The organism is Plantactinospora solaniradicis, from assembly GCF_042658085.1.
In the GTDB taxonomy this organism is placed as follows: Bacteria; Actinomycetota; Actinomycetes; order Mycobacteriales; family Micromonosporaceae; genus Plantactinospora; species Plantactinospora solaniradicis.
Genome location: NZ_JBHSPR010000020.1, coordinates 21,888 through 38,793, shown reverse-complemented (window position 1 = coordinate 38,793; position 16,906 = coordinate 21,888). Strand labels below are relative to the sequence as shown.

The 16,906-nt window shown below is 69.0% G+C and carries 17 protein-coding genes and 1 tRNA gene; 6 read left to right on the top strand and 12 right to left on the bottom strand.

The features are described 5' to 3' along the window. Positions 1-2: 2 nt before the first annotated feature. Complete coding sequence (locus tag ACFP2T_RS24530) at positions 3-332, bottom strand: CATRA system-associated protein (protein ID WP_377425283.1); 330 nt, start codon at positions 330-332, stop codon at positions 3-5. 309 nt (positions 333-641) lie between these two features. On the opposite strand from ACFP2T_RS24530, the gene ACFP2T_RS24525 reads away from it, so the two are divergent. Beyond that, positions 642-1,985, top strand: a complete 1,344-nt coding sequence (locus ACFP2T_RS24525) for a hypothetical protein (RefSeq protein ID WP_377425282.1) — start codon at positions 642-644, stop codon at positions 1,983-1,985. Between the two features lie 79 nt (positions 1,986-2,064). On the opposite strand, the gene ACFP2T_RS24520 is transcribed toward ACFP2T_RS24525, so the two are convergent. Next, on the bottom strand, positions 2,065-2,643 hold the full coding sequence (locus ACFP2T_RS24520; RefSeq protein WP_377425280.1) for a CGNR zinc finger domain-containing protein: 579 nt from the start codon (positions 2,641-2,643) through the stop codon (positions 2,065-2,067). 192 nt (positions 2,644-2,835) lie between these two features. Between ACFP2T_RS24520 and ACFP2T_RS24515 the strand changes: the two genes are divergently transcribed. Next, positions 2,836-3,549 (top strand): type 1 glutamine amidotransferase domain-containing protein, encoded by a 714-nt coding sequence (locus tag ACFP2T_RS24515; protein ID WP_377425279.1) that lies wholly within the window; start codon positions 2,836-2,838, stop codon positions 3,547-3,549. A gap of 129 nt (positions 3,550-3,678) precedes the next feature. Here the strand turns inward: ACFP2T_RS24515 and abc-f are convergent, their stop codons facing one another. Then, on the bottom strand, positions 3,679-5,316 hold the full coding sequence (gene abc-f / locus ACFP2T_RS24510; protein ID WP_377425278.1) for a ribosomal protection-like ABC-F family protein: 1,638 nt from the start codon (positions 5,314-5,316) through the stop codon (positions 3,679-3,681). A gap of 30 nt (positions 5,317-5,346) precedes the next feature. Beyond that, positions 5,347-5,472, bottom strand: a complete 126-nt coding sequence (locus tag ACFP2T_RS24505) for a hypothetical protein (RefSeq protein ID WP_377425277.1) — start codon at positions 5,470-5,472, stop codon at positions 5,347-5,349. A 144-nt stretch (positions 5,473-5,616) separates the two neighbouring features. On the opposite strand from ACFP2T_RS24505, the gene ACFP2T_RS24500 reads away from it, so the two are divergent. Beyond that, the gene (locus ACFP2T_RS24500; RefSeq protein WP_377425276.1) at positions 5,617-6,141 is read left to right on the top strand and encodes a hypothetical protein; all 525 of its coding nucleotides are present in this window, start codon (positions 5,617-5,619) and stop codon (positions 6,139-6,141) included. A 69-nt stretch (positions 6,142-6,210) separates the two neighbouring features. Continuing rightward, entirely contained in the window at positions 6,211-7,056 is an 846-nt protein-coding gene (locus ACFP2T_RS24495; RefSeq protein WP_377425275.1) for a DUF4097 family beta strand repeat-containing protein, read from the top strand. A gap of 73 nt (positions 7,057-7,129) precedes the next feature. Here the strand turns inward: ACFP2T_RS24495 and ACFP2T_RS24490 are convergent, their stop codons facing one another. Next, a complete protein-coding gene (locus ACFP2T_RS24490) occupies positions 7,130-8,347 on the bottom strand; it encodes a macrolide family glycosyltransferase (RefSeq protein WP_377425274.1) in 1,218 nt (405 codons plus the stop codon). Positions 8,348-8,459: 112 nt separating this feature from the next. Here ACFP2T_RS24490 and ACFP2T_RS24485 point away from each other — a divergent pair, with 112 nt between their 5' ends. Beyond that, positions 8,460-9,059: a TetR/AcrR family transcriptional regulator gene (locus ACFP2T_RS24485; protein ID WP_377425273.1), complete on the top strand. Its 600-nt coding sequence runs from the start codon at positions 8,460-8,462 to the stop codon at positions 9,057-9,059. A gap of 18 nt (positions 9,060-9,077) precedes the next feature. On the opposite strand, the gene ACFP2T_RS24480 is transcribed toward ACFP2T_RS24485, so the two are convergent. Both ACFP2T_RS24480 and ACFP2T_RS24475 read right to left on the bottom strand, forming a co-directional pair. After that, positions 9,078-9,737, bottom strand: coding sequence for an acVLRF1 family peptidyl-tRNA hydrolase (locus tag ACFP2T_RS24480; RefSeq protein ID WP_377425272.1), 660 nt, complete (start codon positions 9,735-9,737; stop codon positions 9,078-9,080). 76 nt (positions 9,738-9,813) lie between these two features. Continuing rightward, on the bottom strand, positions 9,814-10,611 hold the full coding sequence (locus tag ACFP2T_RS24475; protein WP_377425271.1) for an alpha/beta hydrolase: 798 nt from the start codon (positions 10,609-10,611) through the stop codon (positions 9,814-9,816). A 600-nt stretch (positions 10,612-11,211) separates the two neighbouring features. Between ACFP2T_RS24475 and ACFP2T_RS24470 the strand changes: the two genes are divergently transcribed. Next, positions 11,212-11,976: a DUF5131 family protein gene (locus tag ACFP2T_RS24470; RefSeq protein ID WP_377425270.1), complete on the top strand. Its 765-nt coding sequence runs from the start codon at positions 11,212-11,214 to the stop codon at positions 11,974-11,976. A gap of 1 nt (position 11,977) precedes the next feature. Here ACFP2T_RS24470 and tcmP read toward each other — a convergent pair whose 3' ends face one another. The 5 genes from tcmP to ACFP2T_RS24445 all read right to left on the bottom strand — a co-directional run bounded on the left by tcmP (position 11,978) and on the right by ACFP2T_RS24445 (position 16,846). Beyond that, a complete protein-coding gene (gene tcmP / locus ACFP2T_RS24465) occupies positions 11,978-13,171 on the bottom strand; it encodes a three-Cys-motif partner protein TcmP (protein ID WP_377425268.1) in 1,194 nt (397 codons plus the stop codon). Positions 13,172-14,174: 1,003 nt separating this feature from the next. Next, a tRNA-Arg gene (locus ACFP2T_RS24460) sits at positions 14,175-14,246 on the bottom strand. Between the two features lie 119 nt (positions 14,247-14,365). Further along, a complete protein-coding gene (locus tag ACFP2T_RS24455; protein ID WP_377425266.1) occupies positions 14,366-15,046 on the bottom strand; it encodes a winged helix-turn-helix domain-containing protein in 681 nt (226 codons plus the stop codon). 211 nt (positions 15,047-15,257) lie between these two features. Further along, positions 15,258-15,935: a DUF305 domain-containing protein gene (locus ACFP2T_RS24450; protein ID WP_377426178.1), complete on the bottom strand. Its 678-nt coding sequence runs from the start codon at positions 15,933-15,935 to the stop codon at positions 15,258-15,260. Then, a complete protein-coding gene (locus ACFP2T_RS24445) occupies positions 15,935-16,846 on the bottom strand; it encodes a DUF3105 domain-containing protein (protein WP_377425264.1) in 912 nt (303 codons plus the stop codon). The genes ACFP2T_RS24450 and ACFP2T_RS24445 overlap by 1 nt, the downstream gene beginning before the upstream one ends. Between the last annotated feature and the right edge of the window lie 60 nt (positions 16,847-16,906).

Here is a 16,906-nt window from a genome sequence, read left to right as displayed (position 1 = left end):
CGTTACCGCTCCGGCTCGACGCGGGGCTTCGTGCCGGAACGCGCGCGGTCGGCGATCACCGGGACCAGCTCGGCCAGCCTGGCCCGGAACGGCTCCGGCGCGTTGACGTCGCGGGGATCGTCGATCCGGGCCCTGACCCGGCGGGCACCGCTGGCCCCGAGCTGCTGGAGCAGTTGGCCGATCCGGCCCTGGTCCCGGTCGCCGAGCGCCTCGACCAGCTCCTCCAGATGGCTCATGAAGGGCGCCCACCTCTCCGGTGGGAGACGCAGCTCACCGGGTTCACCGAGGTCGTCCTGTAGCGCGGCCAGATCCCGGTCCAGACGGTTCCGCACGTTCGATCCCTTCCGGACAGACCCGCTCCCACTCGGCGGTCCCCCACCGAGGTCGGAAGCAGGCATGTCCATGTTGTCGCCTTCGCGTCGCCAACCTATGGCGGAGGCCGTTGATCGTCCAGGCTCTGGACGTCCGCATCCTGAATAGGGTCGCGCGAACTCCGGCGCCGGACCGTCCCTGCGTCGGGGCCGTCCGAGCCCCGACGTCCGCCGTTCGGGTGATGACATGTCCGATCGTCGGCCGGTACTAGTCGAAGCGGTCGTGCCGCTGGCGTCTCCGGGGCGCCGTCTGTCGAGGGATGCGTCGAGATGATGAGTGCCGAGCAACTACGCGGGCTTCCCCGGGCCGTACGGACGGGTGCCGTCCCCGTCGACGACGGGCTGCTGCGGCGGATCGAGGCGGAGGTCCAGGCGTACCGGGAATTTCTCGACGACCCCCGGCCGCAACTGCCGCCGGAGAAGCTGGCGGAGCTGCTGCCCGTGATGGGTTGGCTCCTCTACGAGGTGTCGCTGATGTCGCTCTGGCAGGTGACCCCCGGGTTCGAGTCGCTGACGGGTGAGGCGCGGAGGTCGGCGCGGGCCGCGGCCGACCTGATCGCCAGGACCGCCGACGCGGCACGGTCGCTGCCGTGGCCGGAGTTCGCGCCCCGGGCGCTCGGGGCGATCCGGGCCCAGGCGCTGGCGGAGTCGAAACGGGATACCGAGAGCGGCTACGACGACGCCTGGATCCTGCACCAGGAGGCGCGGACGAAGCACGCCAGCTTCACCGACAGCCATGCCGGCAGCCCGGACCGCGACCGGTACCTGCTGGACCTCGACGAGGTGCTGTTGCAGATCGCCCTCGCCGAGGCCGGCACCGCCTGCCGGACGGCGGAACGGGTCATCGGCCGGTGGATCGAGGGTCTCGACGACGAGGATCCGCCGTGGACCGAGGACGACAGTCCCCGATGGACGCAGCGGATGTTCAGCCAACTGACCGACGGCGCCGCGATCGGCGGCCGGGCGCTCGAGGTCGCCGATCGGATCAAGCAGCGGTGGGGGTTCGTCCATCAGGTGGACGAGCGGCGGCTCGCGCTCTCCACGGCCTACCAGAATCCGGGGATCATGACGGCCCGGGCCATCCTGCTGGTGCTGTCGATGTCTCCGGAGATGGAGGCGCTCGGCCGGAAGCCCGGCAACCACGAGACCTGGCCGGAGCTGCGGGCGGACCTGCTGGCCCGCTTCGAGGAGACGTACCGGCGGATCGAGCTGCCGGTGCTCGACGTCGACGGTGAACCGGTGCCGCTGCTGGCCGCGCACCAGGGAAAGATCGTCCAGCTCCGGCTGCACCTCGCACTGCTGGTTCCCGGGTACCGGTTGCCGTCGGCGCTGGCCTTCGATCCCTGCGTCGAGCGGGCCGAACTCGACGACGACGCGGTGGAGGCGCTGTCCGGGTGGCTGGCGCATGTCGGCGACGACCGGTCGGGATGGGACGCGAACGTGATCGGCTGTGCGACGAAGCCGAGCTTCGTGGCGTCCGTCGAAGCCTGCCGCCGGGCGGTCGGTCGGCCGGACGGCTACCGCGAGTGGCGGCGGCGGTGGTTCGTCCTCGACCGGTACGCGGGAGAGCCCGGCCGCCGCCAGCGTGTCGAACGGGTCCTTGACGCCCAGTAGGCCGGGGTTGACCGGCCGGACGTCCAGCTCACCGCACCGCACCTCACCGCAGCCGCAGCTCGCCGAGCCCTGCCCTGGTTCAGCCGTTCTTGAGCCGGCTGCGATAGGCGCGCATCGACATCTGTGAGCCACAGGCGGTGCTGCAGTACAGACCGGACGAGTTGCGGGTCTTGTCGAAGAACCCGGTGTGGCAGGTGGGGTGCTTGCACACCTTCAGTCGGGACCAGCCGCCTCGGGCCGCGAGGTCGGCGGCGGCGGCGAGGAGCGACCCGAAGGCACCCGGCACACCCGTCTGGGCCGGTACGAGCGTGCAGCCGTCGGTGCTGATCTTCGCGATCAGCGGATAGCGCTCCGCGATGCGGTGCAGGTACGCCTCGGCCTCGGACACCGACGTGTCGCTGTCGGCACAGCCCGCGTGGGCTCGGAAGATCGTCACGAACGTGCTTCGCAGCTCGTCCGCCGCGACGGTGTCGGCATTGGTGACCACCAGATCCCGCTCCGTCCGGCCCGCCCTGGCCAGCCACTCGGCCAGTCCGGCGCGATTCCCCGATGGTCCGGGCTGGCCGGTGTCGGCGTTCCGGGTGTTGACGAAGCTCAAGATCAGATCCGAGCTTTCACACAGGCCGGTCGGACAGATCTCCGCCACCGATGACGCCATGGCCGCACACCTCCTCCCGCCCCAGGCTAGTGTACGCCCCCGCGTAGTGATCTAACTACGTTAACCCATCACCACCGCGCCTCTCGGCGAATTGCCGTTAGTTCCAAACGTGCTACGGTCATTTCACCGCTACCGGAGCTGCCGCCGGGCCAGATCCTCGGCCCCCGGAAAGCTCCGCCGAAGGAGAACTTCATGACATCGATTCTCATGGTCCTGACCGCGGCCAGGACGTGGAGCCAGAAGGACGGCAGCCAGCACCCCACCGGGTTCTGGGCCGAGGAGTTCGTCGTACCGCACCGCATCCTCACCGAGGCGGGGGTCGACGTCACAATCGCCACCCCCGGCGGTCTGACCCCGGTCGCCGACGAGGGCAGCCTGGCGCTGTCGGCGAACGGGGGCGACGCCGAGAAGGTGGCCGAGCTCCGTTCCTACCTGACCAAGGTCCAGCACCTCCTGGAGTCGCCCGCGCGGCTGGAGGACGTGGACCCCGGCGCCTTCGAGGGCGTGTTCATCCCGGGTGGTCACGGCCCGATGCAGGACCTGGCGGTGAACCCCGACGTCGCCCGGGTCCTGGCCGCGCTGCTGCCCGATCCCACCAAGGTGGTGGCGTCGATTTGCCACGGCCCGGCCAGCTTCTTCTCCGCAGGCAACCCGGACGGCAGTTGGCTGTTCAAGGGACGCCGGCTCACCGCCTTCACCGACGACGAGGAGACCCAGGTCGGGCTGGCCGCCAACGCACCCTGGCTGCTGGAGGAGCGGCTGCGCACCGGGGGCGCGGAGTTCGAGTCGGGCCCGGCCTGGTCGTCGTATGTCGTGGTGGACGGCAACCTGGTCACCGGCCAGAACCCCGCTTCGGGGGAAGCGGCGGCGGAAGCGGTCCTGCGGGAGCTGGCTGCCCGCGCCTGAGCCGCCCTGTACCCGGCCGTACCGCCGTACCCACCAGTGGCGCTCGGGGCACGGTCGGCGGGCTTGGTCGGCGGGCGCCCCGTTGGTGGCGAGGGGGCGGGGGACACGGGGTGGCCACTCCCTCCCGCCTCAGTCGCCGTCGGGTGCGCCCGTCTCCAGCAGCCGGCCGTCGGAAAGCCGCAGCCAGCGGTCGACCCCGATCTCCGCGAGGAACCGCTCGTCGTGGCTGACCACCACGAACGCGCCCTCGTACGCGTCAAGCGCGCTCTCCAACTGGCCGACGCTGACCAGGTCGAGATTGTTGGTCGGCTCGTCCAGCAGCAGGAGTTGGGGGGCGGGCTCGGCGTACAGGATGCAGGCCAGGGTGGCGCGCAGCCGCTCGCCGCCGGAGAGCACCCCGACCGGAAGATGGATGCGGGAGCCCCGGAACAGGAAGCGGGCGAGCAGGTTCATCCGCTGCGCCTGCGGCATTCCGGGCGCGAACGCGGCCAGGTTCTCCGCCACGGTGCGGTCGAGGTCCAGCAGGTCCAGCCGCTGGGAGAGATAGGCGATCCGGCCGTCGGCCCGCTTGACCTGCGCACCCTCCGGCTCCAGTCCGCCGCTGACCACCCGTAGCAGGCTGGACTTGCCGGCACCGTTGGGACCGGTCAACGCGATCCGCTCCGGCCCCCGGATCGTCAGGTCGGCGCCGTCGCCGGCGAAGAGGGCCCGCTCGCCGTAGCGGACCTGCATCCGTTCGCCGAGGAAGACCGTACGTCCGGCCGGGACCTTGGTGTCGGGCAGTTCCAGCGCGATCTTCTGCTCCTCGCGGAGGGCCCGGCCCGCCTCGTCGAGCCGGGCCCTGGCCCCGCTGACCCGCGCGGCGTGCGTCTCGTTCGCCCTCCCCGCCGACTCCTGGGCGCCCCGCTTCATCGTTCCGGCGAAGATCTTCGGCAGGCCGGCGTTCTTGAGGTTGCGTTGGGCGTTGCTGGCCCGCCGCGCCGCCCGCTCGCGGGCCTGCTGCATCTCCCGCTTCTCCCGCTTGACCTCCTGCTCGGCGTTGCGGACGTTCTTCTCGGCGACCTCCTGCGCGGCGCGCACCGCCTCGGAGTAGGCGGTGAAGTTGCCGCCGTAGGCGCGGACCTCGCCCCGGTCGAGTTCGAGAATCCGGTCCATCCGGTCGAGCAGCGCCCGGTCGTGACTGACCAGCAGCAGGCAGCCGTTCCAGTCCTCGAGTACGCCGTAGAGCTTGTGCCGGGCGTCGAGGTCGAGGTTGTTGGTCGGCTCGTCGAGCAGCAGGACGTCGGGCCGCTTCAGCAGCTGCGCCGCCAGGCCGAGGGAGATGACCTGGCCGCCGCTGAGGGTGTGCAGCAGCCGGGTGAGGGAGAGGTCGCCGAGGCCGAGCCGGTCCAGCTCGGCGCGGGTACGCTCCTCGATGTCCCAGTCGTTGCCGATCGTGGTGAAGTGCTCCTCGCCCGCGTCCCCGGACTCGATGGCCGCCAGCGCCCGAAGCGCCGGAGCGATCCCCAACACCTCGGCCACGGTCAGGTCGCCGACGAGGGACAGGTTCTGCGGGAGGTAGCCGACCACTCCCTTGACGGAGACGGTCCCGCCGCTGGGCCGCAACTCGCCGGCGATCAGCCTGAGCAGGGTGCTCTTACCGGCACCGTTCGGCGCGACGAGGCCGGCACGGCCATCGCCAACCGAGAAGGACAGGTCCTGGAAGACCGGGGTGTCGTCCGGCCAGGAAAAGGAGAGGTTCACGCAGGAAATGGACGCATCGGACATGCGATAGTCCTCGGGTGGAATGCGGGCGTATCAGATCGCCCAGCAGGGGAACAGGGAGAGGTGGAACGACGGGACGGCCACGGCCACGGCGGCGGCGCTGCTGCGCGCCTGCCGGTGGCCGATCACTCCGGTGTCACCCGGAGATGTCGTCGTCACCTGCCACGTCTGATCCCCCTTGTTCCCGATCACTCGCCGTCCACGCTACCAGCGGGTGCTTTCCGCCCGGTATGGAAGTGCTCACCGGCGCCGGCCTGAGCCAGATGCATTGCAGTCTGAGCCAACAGGTGCCATGATGGCACCATGGACCTGAGGCCGTACGTCGAGAACCTGCGCAACGAGTTCGCCGTGGCCGCGGAGGGGGCCGATCCCGAGGGCAGGGCGCTGGCCGAGCGGCTCTTCACGCAGTTGGAGGCGGCGACCCGGCTGACGCTGCTCAACGCGCTGTCGGACGCGGCCGACGAGATCACCCGGGAACTCGCCCCAGGATCGGTCCACGTACGGCTGCGGGGGCGAGAGCCCGCCTTTGTGGTGACACCCGCCCCACACGTCGACGAGGCGGACGAGGAGGTCGGCCCGACCGCGCCACCGGCCCCGGTGCTGGCACCGGAGGGCGACGAAGGCGGCACCTCGCGGATCAATCTCCGCCTCCCCGACCACCTGAAGGCCAGTGTCGAGGAGGCCGCCGGCCGGGCCGGGCTGTCGGTCAACGCCTGGCTCGTGCGGGCCGCGGCCGGCGCCGTCGGAGCGGCCAGCGACACCGAGCGCCGTCCGGTACGGCGTGCCGAGTTGAGGTCCGGCCAGCACTTCACCGGCTGGGCACGTTAACCACGTTCACCCTCCTTTCCCGCCCTCCACAGCAGCAACACCCACCCGCCGACAATCCGGGAGACCACCATGCCTGTTTTCGAGACGCCGGAACCGATTTCCGTCCTGGTCGACCTCCCCGTCGGTGACGCGTGGATCACCGCGACCGACCGTGCCGACACCGTGGTCGAGGTGCGGCCCCGCAACGAGTCGAGCAAGGCCGACGTGAGCGCCGCGGAGCAGACCACTGTCGAATACGTCGCGGGTCGGCTGATGATCAAGGCGCCGAAGAGTTGGCGACGCTACGGCTTCTTCGGCGCGGGCCCCGCGCTCGACATCGTGATCGAGGTGCCGAGCGGGTCGAGTGTGCAGGCCGAGGCGTCGTGGGCGGCGTTCCGTGCCGAGGGGCGGCTCGGCGAGTGCCGGTTCAACACCGGTGGGCCGATCCGGCTCGACCAGACCGGGCCGCTGGACATCGACACCAGTCATGGCGAGGTCGTGGTGGAACGCGTCGCCGGTACGGCCCGGGTCACGGCCTCGTCGGGAAAGGTACGCATCGGCGATGTGGACGGGAGCATCGAGATCAAGAACTCCTCCGGCGACTGCTGGATCGGGCAGAGCAGCGGCGACGTCCGGGCCAAGACCGCGTACGGCGACATCACCGTCGACCGGGCGCTCGCCTCGGTGACGGCGCGGACCGCGTACGGCACCGTCCGGATCGGCGAGGCCGTACGCGGGTCGATCGGGCTACAGACCTCGTACGGCGGGATCGAGGTCGGCATCCGGCGCGGTACCGCCGCCTGGCTGGACGTCAGTTCCAAGCACGGTCGGGTGCATAACGCGCTCGACACGACCAACAGCCCGGCAGAGAACGAGGACACGATCGAGGTACGGGCGAGCACCTCCTGGGGCGACATCATGATCCGCCGCGCCTGACCGATCCGAGCCTGAGCCCGCAGGAGGTGTCGACCCGAGCCCGTAGGGATTGTCGACCCGAGCCCGCGGGGGATCAGGCGCTCGACACCCGCTCCGACGGGCGCAGCGGTTGCGACAGCTCGGCCTCGATCAGGTCGGCGGCTCGATCGGCGCCGCCGTGCTCATGTAGCTCCTGCCGGATCCGGGCCGCCCGATGCCGTACGTCGGGGTCGGTGGTGAGGCTGAGCAACGCCTTCCGTAGCTCCTCTGCGGTGGCGGTGGCGACGTCGACCCGCCGGGCCACGCCGAGCGCGACGAGCCGGTCGGCGTTGTCGAACTGATCCGCCGCCTGCGGCGCGGCGATCATCGGCGTGCCGCAGTAGAGTCCCTCGCCGCTACCACCCATGCCCGCGTGGGTCAGAAACGCGTCCGCCTGCTCCAGGATGGCGAGCTGGGGCACCCACGAGTGTGCCTCCATGTTGGACGGTAGCTGGCCGAGCATGGCCGGATCGATGTGCCGGCCGACCTGTAGCACCGTGTGCCAGTCGGCCAGGCCGCCGAAGGCGGTCACGCAGCGTCGGTAGAAGTCGGGGTGGTCGGTGAACTCCGATCCGAGGGAGACCAGCAGCACCTTCTCCGCCGATGCGGGCCGGGTCCAGGTGCCCTGGTGGGAGCGGTTGCCGAGAATCGGGCCGACGAAGCTGTAGACGGCCGGGTCCACCCGCTCGGCGTGTGGCTGCATCACGCGTGGGATGAGGGCGAGGCAGCGCGCCGGGCGGCCCTGGAAGGCGATGCTGTCGGTGACGGCGGATCCGTTGGCGGTGAGCCACTCCGTGAAGCGGCGGTAGTAGTCGGCTCCGCGTGGATCGCTGCGCATGGCGTCGACGGCGGGTGCCATCTCCTCCTCGTAGCCGTCCCAGGCGACGAACGTGGGCGAGAGCTGGACGGCCGGCACCTCCCACTCCTCCGCGAGCAGCCGGGCGGGTGCGCCGGCGATGTCGTAGAGGAACAGGTCGGGCCGGTCGTCCGCGTAGGCGGCGCGGAGCTGGGGCAGCATGGCGATCGCATCGTCGAGAAAGATGGTCAACGCGTCGATCGGATCGCCGGTCCAGGTTTCGTCCGGCCCCGGCAGGGTCGATTCGTACGGCTTGAGTTCGGCGCCGGTGCTCCGGACGACGTCCCCGAAGGACGGTGCGTTGGCGTACGTCACCCGGTGACCGCGCCCGACCAGTGCCCGGATCACTTCCAGGCTGGGATTGACGTGCCCGTGAGCCGGAATGCTGACCATCGCGATGTGTGTGCGGCGCTCCATGGGTTGCCCTTTCTGTCGACGAGACGCAACGTCTCGTCCCGTAGTTTGCTCGACCCGCGATCGGCTGTCAAGACGAGTCGGTCCGTCTCGTTGACGGTGTAGTGTCGACGGCATGCGTTCTCAGAGCGGGCCCGATCCCACACGTCGCAGCGAACGCTCCCGCCGCGCCATCCTCGGCGCCGCCGTCGAGTTGCTGGGCGAAACCGGGTACAACGAGCTGACGGTCGAGGCGATCGCCGCTCGGGCGGGCGTGGGCAAGCAGACGATCTACCGCTGGTGGCCGGGCAAGGGCGCCGTGATCCTCGACGCGCTGGCCGACGCGGCGGTCGACGTCGATGCGCAGATGCCCGACACGGGCGACATCCGCAAGGACCTGTACGCGATTGTTCGACCGACCGTCGCGGAACTGGCCGATCCGCGCCTGTCCGCGACCTCCCGCGCACTCAGCATCGAGACCCTCGGCGACGAGGCGCTCGCCGAGCAGGTACGTGACCGGTTGCTCCGACCCCAGTTCGACGCGGTCAAGGACCGGTTACGTGCCGCGCAACGTGCCAACCAGGTACGTGCCGACGTCGACCTCGACCAGGCCGTCGAGCTGATCTTCGGACCGATGTACTACCGGTGGATGTTCCGAATCGGACCACTGAGCGAGGAGTACGCGAACGACCTGGTGGACCTCGCCCTGGCCGCACTCGGCACCGACACCGCGTGAAGACGAACGTGGTCGGGTTCAGGGCATCAGATGGATCCGGATCCGCCTCGCGGCGACCACCGCCTCCTCCAGCACGGCCAGACGCGGCTCGGCGGACTCCAGCAGATGCGGATGACGCAGTAGTGCCAGTGCGGACAGCCGGCGGTCGGTCAGCACAGTGTCGATCATGGATCGGTCGCCGCCGCAGACCAGTGCGCTGACCGCGTCGTCGGGAGCGGTCCGCACGCCGGGCGCGTACGGCAGCAGGACCCGGGCGGCGATGTTCGCGGCCCGGGAAGTGGCAGCCTCGGCCTGATTGGCGCGCCGACGGGCGAAGCGCTGCTGCGACGAACCCCCGGCCGCGGTGCGACCCTGCACGTAGAAGCGCTCCACCTTCGAGGCGGTGATGGTCGTGCCGTCCGCGACACCGACGGCGACCGCGCCCTTGCGCGCCAGCAGTACGGCGATCCGGGGCGGTCGGACGACGCGGGCGAGCAGTGTGTCGACATCCTCCACGTCGGCAAGCCCGGGTGGCGGATGCAGCGTGGCGGTGTCGCCGTTGCTCAGGCCGGTCAGGAGGAGGCCCTGCTCGGTGGCGCCGTCGTGCCGGCCGTAGAAGCCGTCGATCCAGCCATGGATCCGGTCGGGCGAGATCTCCACCCACCGCCCACCGCCGGCGGCGGGCCGCGCCTTCACCACCTGAACTCCACCCGTCGGGTACGGCCGGTCTGCACGACCCATGTTCACACGCCGCTTCCCGGACCTCCTCCGGGAATCATTCGTGGACAGTTGCGACCCGATTGAGGAGGAACCGGGCAGTGGCGTCGATGACGTCATCGAAGTGCCCGCTGTGGCCAGGGTAGTGGAACCCATGCTCGGCATGTTCGTACTCGAGCAGCGTGCACTCGTTGCCGGCCTGCACCATCGCGTCCCGGAACCGCCGCGCGTGCTCGATCGGCTCCACCTCGTCGGCGGTGCCGTGGTGGATCAGCATCAGCGGACTCCCTGGCCGCACGAATTCGATCAGCGAGTACTCGATCGCCCGTCCCGCAGCGATGCGGACCTCCTGTTCGATGGAACGCTGAAGCTCCGGCGAGAAGGCGAGAAGATCCAGGCCCGCCGGGTTGAGGGCCACGACGGCCGCGACACCGGGTCCGGGCGCTGTCAGGGGCGTACCGGGGGCTGTCATCGCGGCGACCAGCGCGAGATGTGCACCGGCCGAGCTGCCGCCCGAGGCCAGACGCGACGCCTCGAGCCCGCGTGACGCGGCCAGCCGCCTGAAGTGCTCCACCGCCCGCCGGACGTCGGTGACGCAGTCGTCGATACTCACCGCACCCTGACCGAGCAGCCGGTACCCGGCCGACACCGCGAAGATTCCGCGCGACGCCAATTCACGGCAGTGTGGGACGAGCCCGTTCGCCGATCCCGCGCGCAGGGCGCCCCCGTGGAACAGGACGATGCCGGCCGCGAGCGGCGTGCCCTCGGCAGGCTCGAAGACCAGCAGGGGCAGTTCACTGCCGTCGGCGGACTCGTAGGCCATCGAAGATTCGCGGCAGGCTGTCATGAACGGCATTCGACCATCCACCGCAGATGACGGCCAACCACATGCCGGCCAAGGTAACGCCGTATATGGGGTCAACGCGAGGATGCCCCGGCCATCCGGTCGGGGCATCCTCGATGGTCTACTCGAACGCGAAACCTGCGCCCCCACCTCCGGGGGCACTGCGATAGATCCGAATCAAGCCCCTGACCTCGCGTTTGTCTCAGATCCAGCCCGGCGTCTGGTATCTGCCTCGACGCCGGGCGACGGAATCACGTGCTCTACAGCGCCTCGATCGCACTCGGCCAACTCGTTGCCGGTCGGGCGCTGGCTGAGGACGACGCCACGTCGGTCCTGACCGCCGCCGCCGGCCGGGTCGGGCTCGGCGCGGTGGAGACCGGCCGGACGATCCGGTCGGGTCTGCACCGGGGCGAAGCGGCCCCGGACGGTGGCCGCGTGGTTGGCGATACAACTGGCGTGCATCGCAGGTCAACCACCTGTACCACGACCACGCGACGGCTCCGCCGTTAGCCCGATGAGGGCACAGGTCGACAACAAATCACAAGTATGTGATTTGTCGCCCTGTTCATCCGAACCTATGTACGACAAGATTACGAAAACAGGAGAAGGGGGATGGCTATGGCCGATCACAGTGCGATCGAGTGGACCGAGGCCACGTGGAACCCCACCACCGGATGCGACCGCATCTCCGCAGGTTGCGACAACTGCTATGCCTTGACGCTGGCCAAACGCCTCAAGGCGATGGGCTCGCCTAAATATCAGAACGACGGAGATCCACGCACGTCCGGTCCCGGGTTCGCGGTGACCGTACACGTCGATGCCTTGGAGCTTCCCTACCGGTGGCACCAGCCTCGGATGGTCTTCGTGAATTCGATGTCGGACCTGTTCCACGCGCGGGTGCCTACTTCGTTCATCCGTCAGGTCTTTGACGTGATGGCGGCGACGCCGCAGCACACCTACCAGATCCTGACCAAACGCGCCGCCCGACTGTCCAAGGTCGTGCACCTGTTCGACTGGCCAGCGAACGTGTGGCTGGGGGTAAGCGTGGAGGACGCCAGCCAGCTCGCACGCCTAGACCATCTACGCCAGGCCCCCGCAGCGGTGCGTTTCGTCTCGGCTGAGCCCCTACTCGGCCCGCTGGCGGAGGTCGACCTGACAGGGATCCACTGGATGATCGTGGGCGGCGAGTCTGGGCCGAACGCCCGGCCAATGTCTCCGACCTGGGCACGATCTGTTCGAGATCAATGCTTGGACAGTGGTGTGCCGTTTTTCTTCAAGCAATGGGGTGGTCGCACTCCGAAGGCCGGTGGGCGATCGCTTGACGGACTCACCTGGGGCCAGATGCCGGCTATGTCCGGCGTGGAGGTAGCTGCCTGAGTCACGAACGACGAATCAGGGTGTAGTGGAAGCGGTCGCCCTTGCCGTCATTCACGATGAGGCCCTGACGGTACAGGTCTCGCACCGCCGAGCGCACGTGCGGTATCCATGCTGAACCCAGCGTGGTGCCGTACACGTCGGTCACCCGGTCAGCGATCCGGAACGGGCCGCTGGATGTCGCTAGGCGCAGGATGTTCGCCGCGATCGTCCTGACCCACTCTTGTCGGCTGGCCTGTTCGGACGCGTCGAAGTCGGGAACCACCGTGTCCAGGCCGAAGAGCGTTGGTTGAGTTGAGATTTGGCCCCGATTCCATGCTTCGCTCATACATGCCTTGCGCCACTCGGCACCCGCCTTGCCCAGCGCATCAGCAAACTGCCACACCCCCTCGACATGGCGGGTAAACAACACGAGCACGTACTTGGGCAGCAGATCGTGCCGGGGCCGGACTGGCATGCTCATCGACATGAACCCTGTCCCGTCCGCGATCATCCTGCGGTACTGATCAGCGACGGCCATCGCGGCCAGCGTTGCCCGTTGCTCGTCGCGCGCATCCGACACCGTGGCAAAGTGCTGCTGCCACCACTCACCGCCAAGAAACCGGTTCAGGTGTTGCGCTGACTTGAGGTCCGGCCCTGTCAACGCTGCGCCGCCGGTCCTGACCTTCCGCAGCGCCCCGCCCATCCGGGCCACTGACAGCACGCTGAAGTGCAGCAATACCTCTGTTGGTGGTCGTGAAGGGCGGCCCAGGAGCCCGGACCGCAGCAGGTTATAGTCCAACGCTGGCCCGAACGGGTCCAGGAAGGCAAACAGCGCGTCGCTCTTCACCATGCTCAGGATCTCGGGCAGGCATTCGTCCAAGGACTTGTGATACAGCACTGGTTTCCGGGCGCCTCCACGCTCACTGAGCACGCGGGACAGGTTTTTGAAGTTGTCGTCGTCTCGCTCGACAAAGATCGCGCGCACGGAACGAAACTTCTCGACCTGCTCGGCGGATTGGACCAGTAGTAACGGCGAACCGGGCTGGCCGTCGTCGTAGCGGCCCCGCCCGGCATAGCCGTCAAGGAACGTCACCCGGTGATGTTGCACGTTCATGCCCGCCTTCGCGGCGAACACGACCGGATAGCGGGACAAGATTCCGTGTTTGAACACCGCCGCTGCCTTCTTCGTGGCGAAAAAGTCGTCGTTGCTTGACATCCCGACCCCACCACCCATCCCGATCCGTAATCGAACGATAGCTATGGGTATCGATCCGCGCTACCCCAGAGAAGCCGGAGAAGGAGGCCGCACGACCGACGGCAAAGACAAGCGCGGCCGGTCGGCACCGGGCCGGAAACATCCGCGTCATCGAAGTCGCGCTCGCCGACGGGCTACTGCCCCGCAAGTACGTGTCGGGCGGGGCGCTGGTGCACATGGAGAGACCGTCTCCGGCGAGTTGCCGAACGTCGCCGCTGACGAGGACTCGCCGCTGCCGGTGTCGGCCAGCGCCTTAGCCCTCCGTTGCCGCAACTGAAATGGAAGCTTCCACAGACTGTTACCACCGATGATCGTCGATCGGTAGGTAACCCGTTCCAAGCTCGAACCCTTCTGGACGGGGCTAGTCGGCAGGGCCGGATCGGCCCGCGTCTGGTGGCCTTCTAGCAGGCAGCTCAAACAACGCGCCCGAGGTGAATCCCGTACGGTCCTATGTCCGCCGGAACTGACCGCGATCATCTGGCGTCACGTCGAGCAGTTCGGATACGGCCCGCGGTCGGTTGTTCGTGGGGGAGCGCAACAAGGAGGAGTTATTCATGGGCACGATCAACTGTGTGTGGCGTAGGACAGGGCCGACGTGTTCACGCCCGAGGTGTCGCGTCGCCACTGGCGCGAACGCCGTACGACCTGCGGCACGCCGCTGTGTCGACATGGCTCAACGGCGGAATACCGCCGACGCCGGTGGCCGAGTGGGCAGGGCAGTCTGTGGAAGTGCTGCTGAGGATCTACGCCAAGTGCCTAGACGGAGGCGACACGGAACTCAGGCAGCGGATACAGCGTGGGCAGCGGATACAGCGTGCCCTGGGCCACGACCGACCGGCCCGGAACTTCGGCACGTATTCGGCACAGGCACCCGCGAAACGGCCGGACATACGAAGATCGCCCCTGACCGGGTTTCGCCTGGTCAGGGGCGTTTCTGTGCTGGTCAAAGCTTCCTTAGCAAGTGTGCCCCCGGCAGGATTCGAACCTGCGCCCCCGCCTCCGGAGGGCGGTGCTCTATCCCCTGAGCTACGGGGGCTCAGCGACCACGAAAGAGTAGCAAACAAGGGTGCGCGGGACCGAATCGGTATCCGCCGTGTCGGCGTACCGGCCCCGTGCGCCCAGGGTGGCGGGAGTCGACGATCCGCCCGGCTACCGTTACCGGCCGCAACTCGGCAACGCGTGCAGCACGATGCGCGGGGGGAGTTTCCGGGGCCACTCGGCCCGGGTCCAGGAGCCGTCGACCACGACCTGTACGGCGCGGCCGTCCGGGCCGCTGAGTCGGCGCAGGAAGTCCCGGGGGAGTGTCGGGTCGACGCTCGGGGTGGCGACGGTGAACCGCACCCGGCCGCGTACGGAGACGGCGGACAGTACGTCCGCGGCGGGTACCACCCCGTGCAGTCGGGTCCGGCCGATCCAGCACAGTTCCGCCCGGTGCTCCTGGGCGGAGCGCACGATCGCCGGATACTGCCGTTCCAGCCAGTCGATCACGGCGTCGACGCAGAGGCCGCAGGCCCGGTCGGTGGGTTCACGTGGGCCGAGGCCCCAGGCTCGCAGGTAGCCGCTGACGTCGCCGTCTTCGAGCCGCTGGCCGTACCGGCGTTGGGCGAGGACGGCGACGCTCTGCCGGGTCCAGAGTTCGTCGTCCAGTCCGAGCTGGTCCGGATAGCAGCCGCGGATCGTTTCGATCAGGTCGAGTTCCTGGTCCCGGCTGAGGGTGCCCCCCTCGCCCGACCGTTGTCCGCGACGTACGGCCGCCACCGCACCGTCGCCGCCGATGGTGTGTCGACGGCACCAACTGGTGACCGACCGACGTCCGTCCCGAAGAGCAACCGCCATGTCTAGGACAACGACGACACTTCATGACTGGTCACGTTATGTATGGAGAAAGCTTGGCAAACCGGGCAACTGGGCTAAGCCGCTCTTAACGGATGTACCTCTCGCCGGTGTCAGGGTCGGGCCGGGGCACGGGAACCGGAACGGCGGCCGTCCGGGCTGGACGGCCGCCGTAGGCGGTACGGGTAACGGCGGTACAGGCAGAGGTGTCGAACTACTGGGCTCCGAACTTGCCGAGCAGGGACTGGATCAACTCGATCTCCTTCTTCTGCCCGGCGACCATGGAGTTGGCCAGCGCGGTCACCTGCGCGTCGTCGGAGAGCTCGAGGATGCCCTCGGCCATGTGGATCCCGCCGAGGTGATGATCGCGCATCAACCGCAGGAAGAGGACGTCGAAGTCGCGGCCGGTGGCGGCGCGCAGCTCGGCCCGCTGGGCGTCGGTGGCCATCCCGGGCATCAGCCCGTTCTTCACCGCACCGGCGGCGTCCGGCATCCAGGCCATTCGCGGCTTGCTGCCGGTCGGGTTCAGGTTCCAGGTCTTCAGCCAGGCCTGCATCGTGCCGATCTGGGCCTGCTGGGTGAGCGCGATGTCGGCGGCCAGGGTCCGTACGTCCGGATCGGTGGACTTCTCGTGGGCCAGGATCGACATCTCCACGGCCTGGGCGTGGTGCGACGACATGTCCCGGGCGAACCCGGCCTCCGGTGAACCGTCACCGGGCCGGAGCAGGCCCGGGGCGAGCAGTCCGCTGGCGAAGCCGAGCAGCAGCCCGAGCAGGATGGCGAGCGCCAGCGCGGCCGTGCCGGCGGTACGCCGACCCGGACCGCGCTCGATGGTCCCGTCCTCCGGGGCGCCAGCGGTCGCCAGCGCCCCCGACCCGATGGTCAAATTGATCAGCCGCCCTGCGGAACCTGCGGCTGGTCACCCTGCACGTTGTCCCGCGGAGTCGTACCGGTGGCCGTGATGCCGCCGGAGCAGGGTGCGCCGGGCTCCATGGAGGCGTTCTGCCGCAGCGCTCCGATGAAGTCGTCGATCCGGCCGTCGTCCGCGCTGTCGAGCTTGAGCTGGTAGCCCCAGGCCTGCAACGAGATCGGCTTGTCCAGGTTCTGTACCGGGCTCATCAGCATGAATTCGTTGCCACGGACCTTGCTGGCCAGCTGCTCCACCTGGTCGGCGGGCAGATCCGACTTGTACGTGACCCAGACCGCGCCGTGCTCCAGGCTGTGCACCGCGTGCTCGTTGGCGATCGGCGCGTCGTACACGTCACCCATGCAGTTCTGCCAGGCGTTGTTGTGGCTGCTGCCGACCGGAGGGTTGATCTTGTATGTCAGCGGGCCCGCCTCGTGCGACTGCTTGCCGGGGAACGGCTCCACCACCGACGGGTCGGTCTCCCGGTAGTTGGTGATGCCGTCGATGGCAGAGGCCTTGTCTTCCCAGCTCTTGCCGTTCTGGATCACCGCGTAGGCGCCGTACCCGATGATCGCGGCGGTGACCACGCCGACGGCCACGAAGAGGCCGATCGAACCCCACGAGCGGCCTTGGCTGACCCGTACCGGAGCGACCGGCCGGCGCTGCTGCGGCTTCTTGCCACCTCCGCCGCCGGACCGGTTGGCCGGCACCCGGCCGGCCGAGGAGGTCTTGGCAGCCGTCCCCGCGGGCTTGGCCCCGGCCGCCTTCCCGCCCTCGGCGGGCTTAGCCCCGGACGTCTTGCCGCCCTCGGCGGGTTTGCCGCCGGCCGGCGCCTTCTTTCCGGTGCTGACCACGGACGGACGGCGCTGTTCGCCGCCCGAGGTGCTGATGCTCATGGTCCCTCGTCAGGTCGGTCGGTCAGGGGATGGCGGGCCGTACACTCGCAGGGTCGCCAC

Coding starts and splice junctions, on each gene's coding strand:
- ACFP2T_RS24490 (WP_377425274.1), bottom strand. CDS start 8,347: ATGGAGCGCCGCACACACATCGCGATGGTCAGCATTCCGGCTCACGGG.
- tcmP (WP_377425268.1), bottom strand. CDS start 13,171: ATGTCAAGCAACGACGACTTTTTCGCCACGAAGAAGGCAGCGGCGGTG.
- ACFP2T_RS24525 (WP_377425282.1), top strand. CDS start 642: ATGATGAGTGCCGAGCAACTACGCGGGCTTCCCCGGGCCGTACGGACG.
- ACFP2T_RS24485 (WP_377425273.1), top strand. CDS start 8,460: ATGCGTTCTCAGAGCGGGCCCGATCCCACACGTCGCAGCGAACGCTCC.
- ACFP2T_RS24520 (WP_377425280.1), bottom strand. CDS start 2,643: ATGGCGTCATCGGTGGCGGAGATCTGTCCGACCGGCCTGTGTGAAAGC.
- ACFP2T_RS24470 (WP_377425270.1), top strand. CDS start 11,212: ATGGCTATGGCCGATCACAGTGCGATCGAGTGGACCGAGGCCACGTGG.
- ACFP2T_RS24455 (WP_377425266.1), bottom strand. CDS start 15,046: ATGGCGGTTGCTCTTCGGGACGGACGTCGGTCGGTCACCAGTTGGTGC.
- ACFP2T_RS24515 (WP_377425279.1), top strand. CDS start 2,836: ATGACATCGATTCTCATGGTCCTGACCGCGGCCAGGACGTGGAGCCAG.
- ACFP2T_RS24445 (WP_377425264.1), bottom strand. CDS start 16,846: ATGAGCATCAGCACCTCGGGCGGCGAACAGCGCCGTCCGTCCGTGGTC.
- abc-f (WP_377425278.1), bottom strand. CDS start 5,316: ATGTCCGATGCGTCCATTTCCTGCGTGAACCTCTCCTTTTCCTGGCCG.
- ACFP2T_RS24475 (WP_377425271.1), bottom strand. CDS start 10,611: ATGCCGTTCATGACAGCCTGCCGCGAATCTTCGATGGCCTACGAGTCC.
- ACFP2T_RS24500 (WP_377425276.1), top strand. CDS start 5,617: ATGGACCTGAGGCCGTACGTCGAGAACCTGCGCAACGAGTTCGCCGTG.
- ACFP2T_RS24495 (WP_377425275.1), top strand. CDS start 6,211: ATGCCTGTTTTCGAGACGCCGGAACCGATTTCCGTCCTGGTCGACCTC.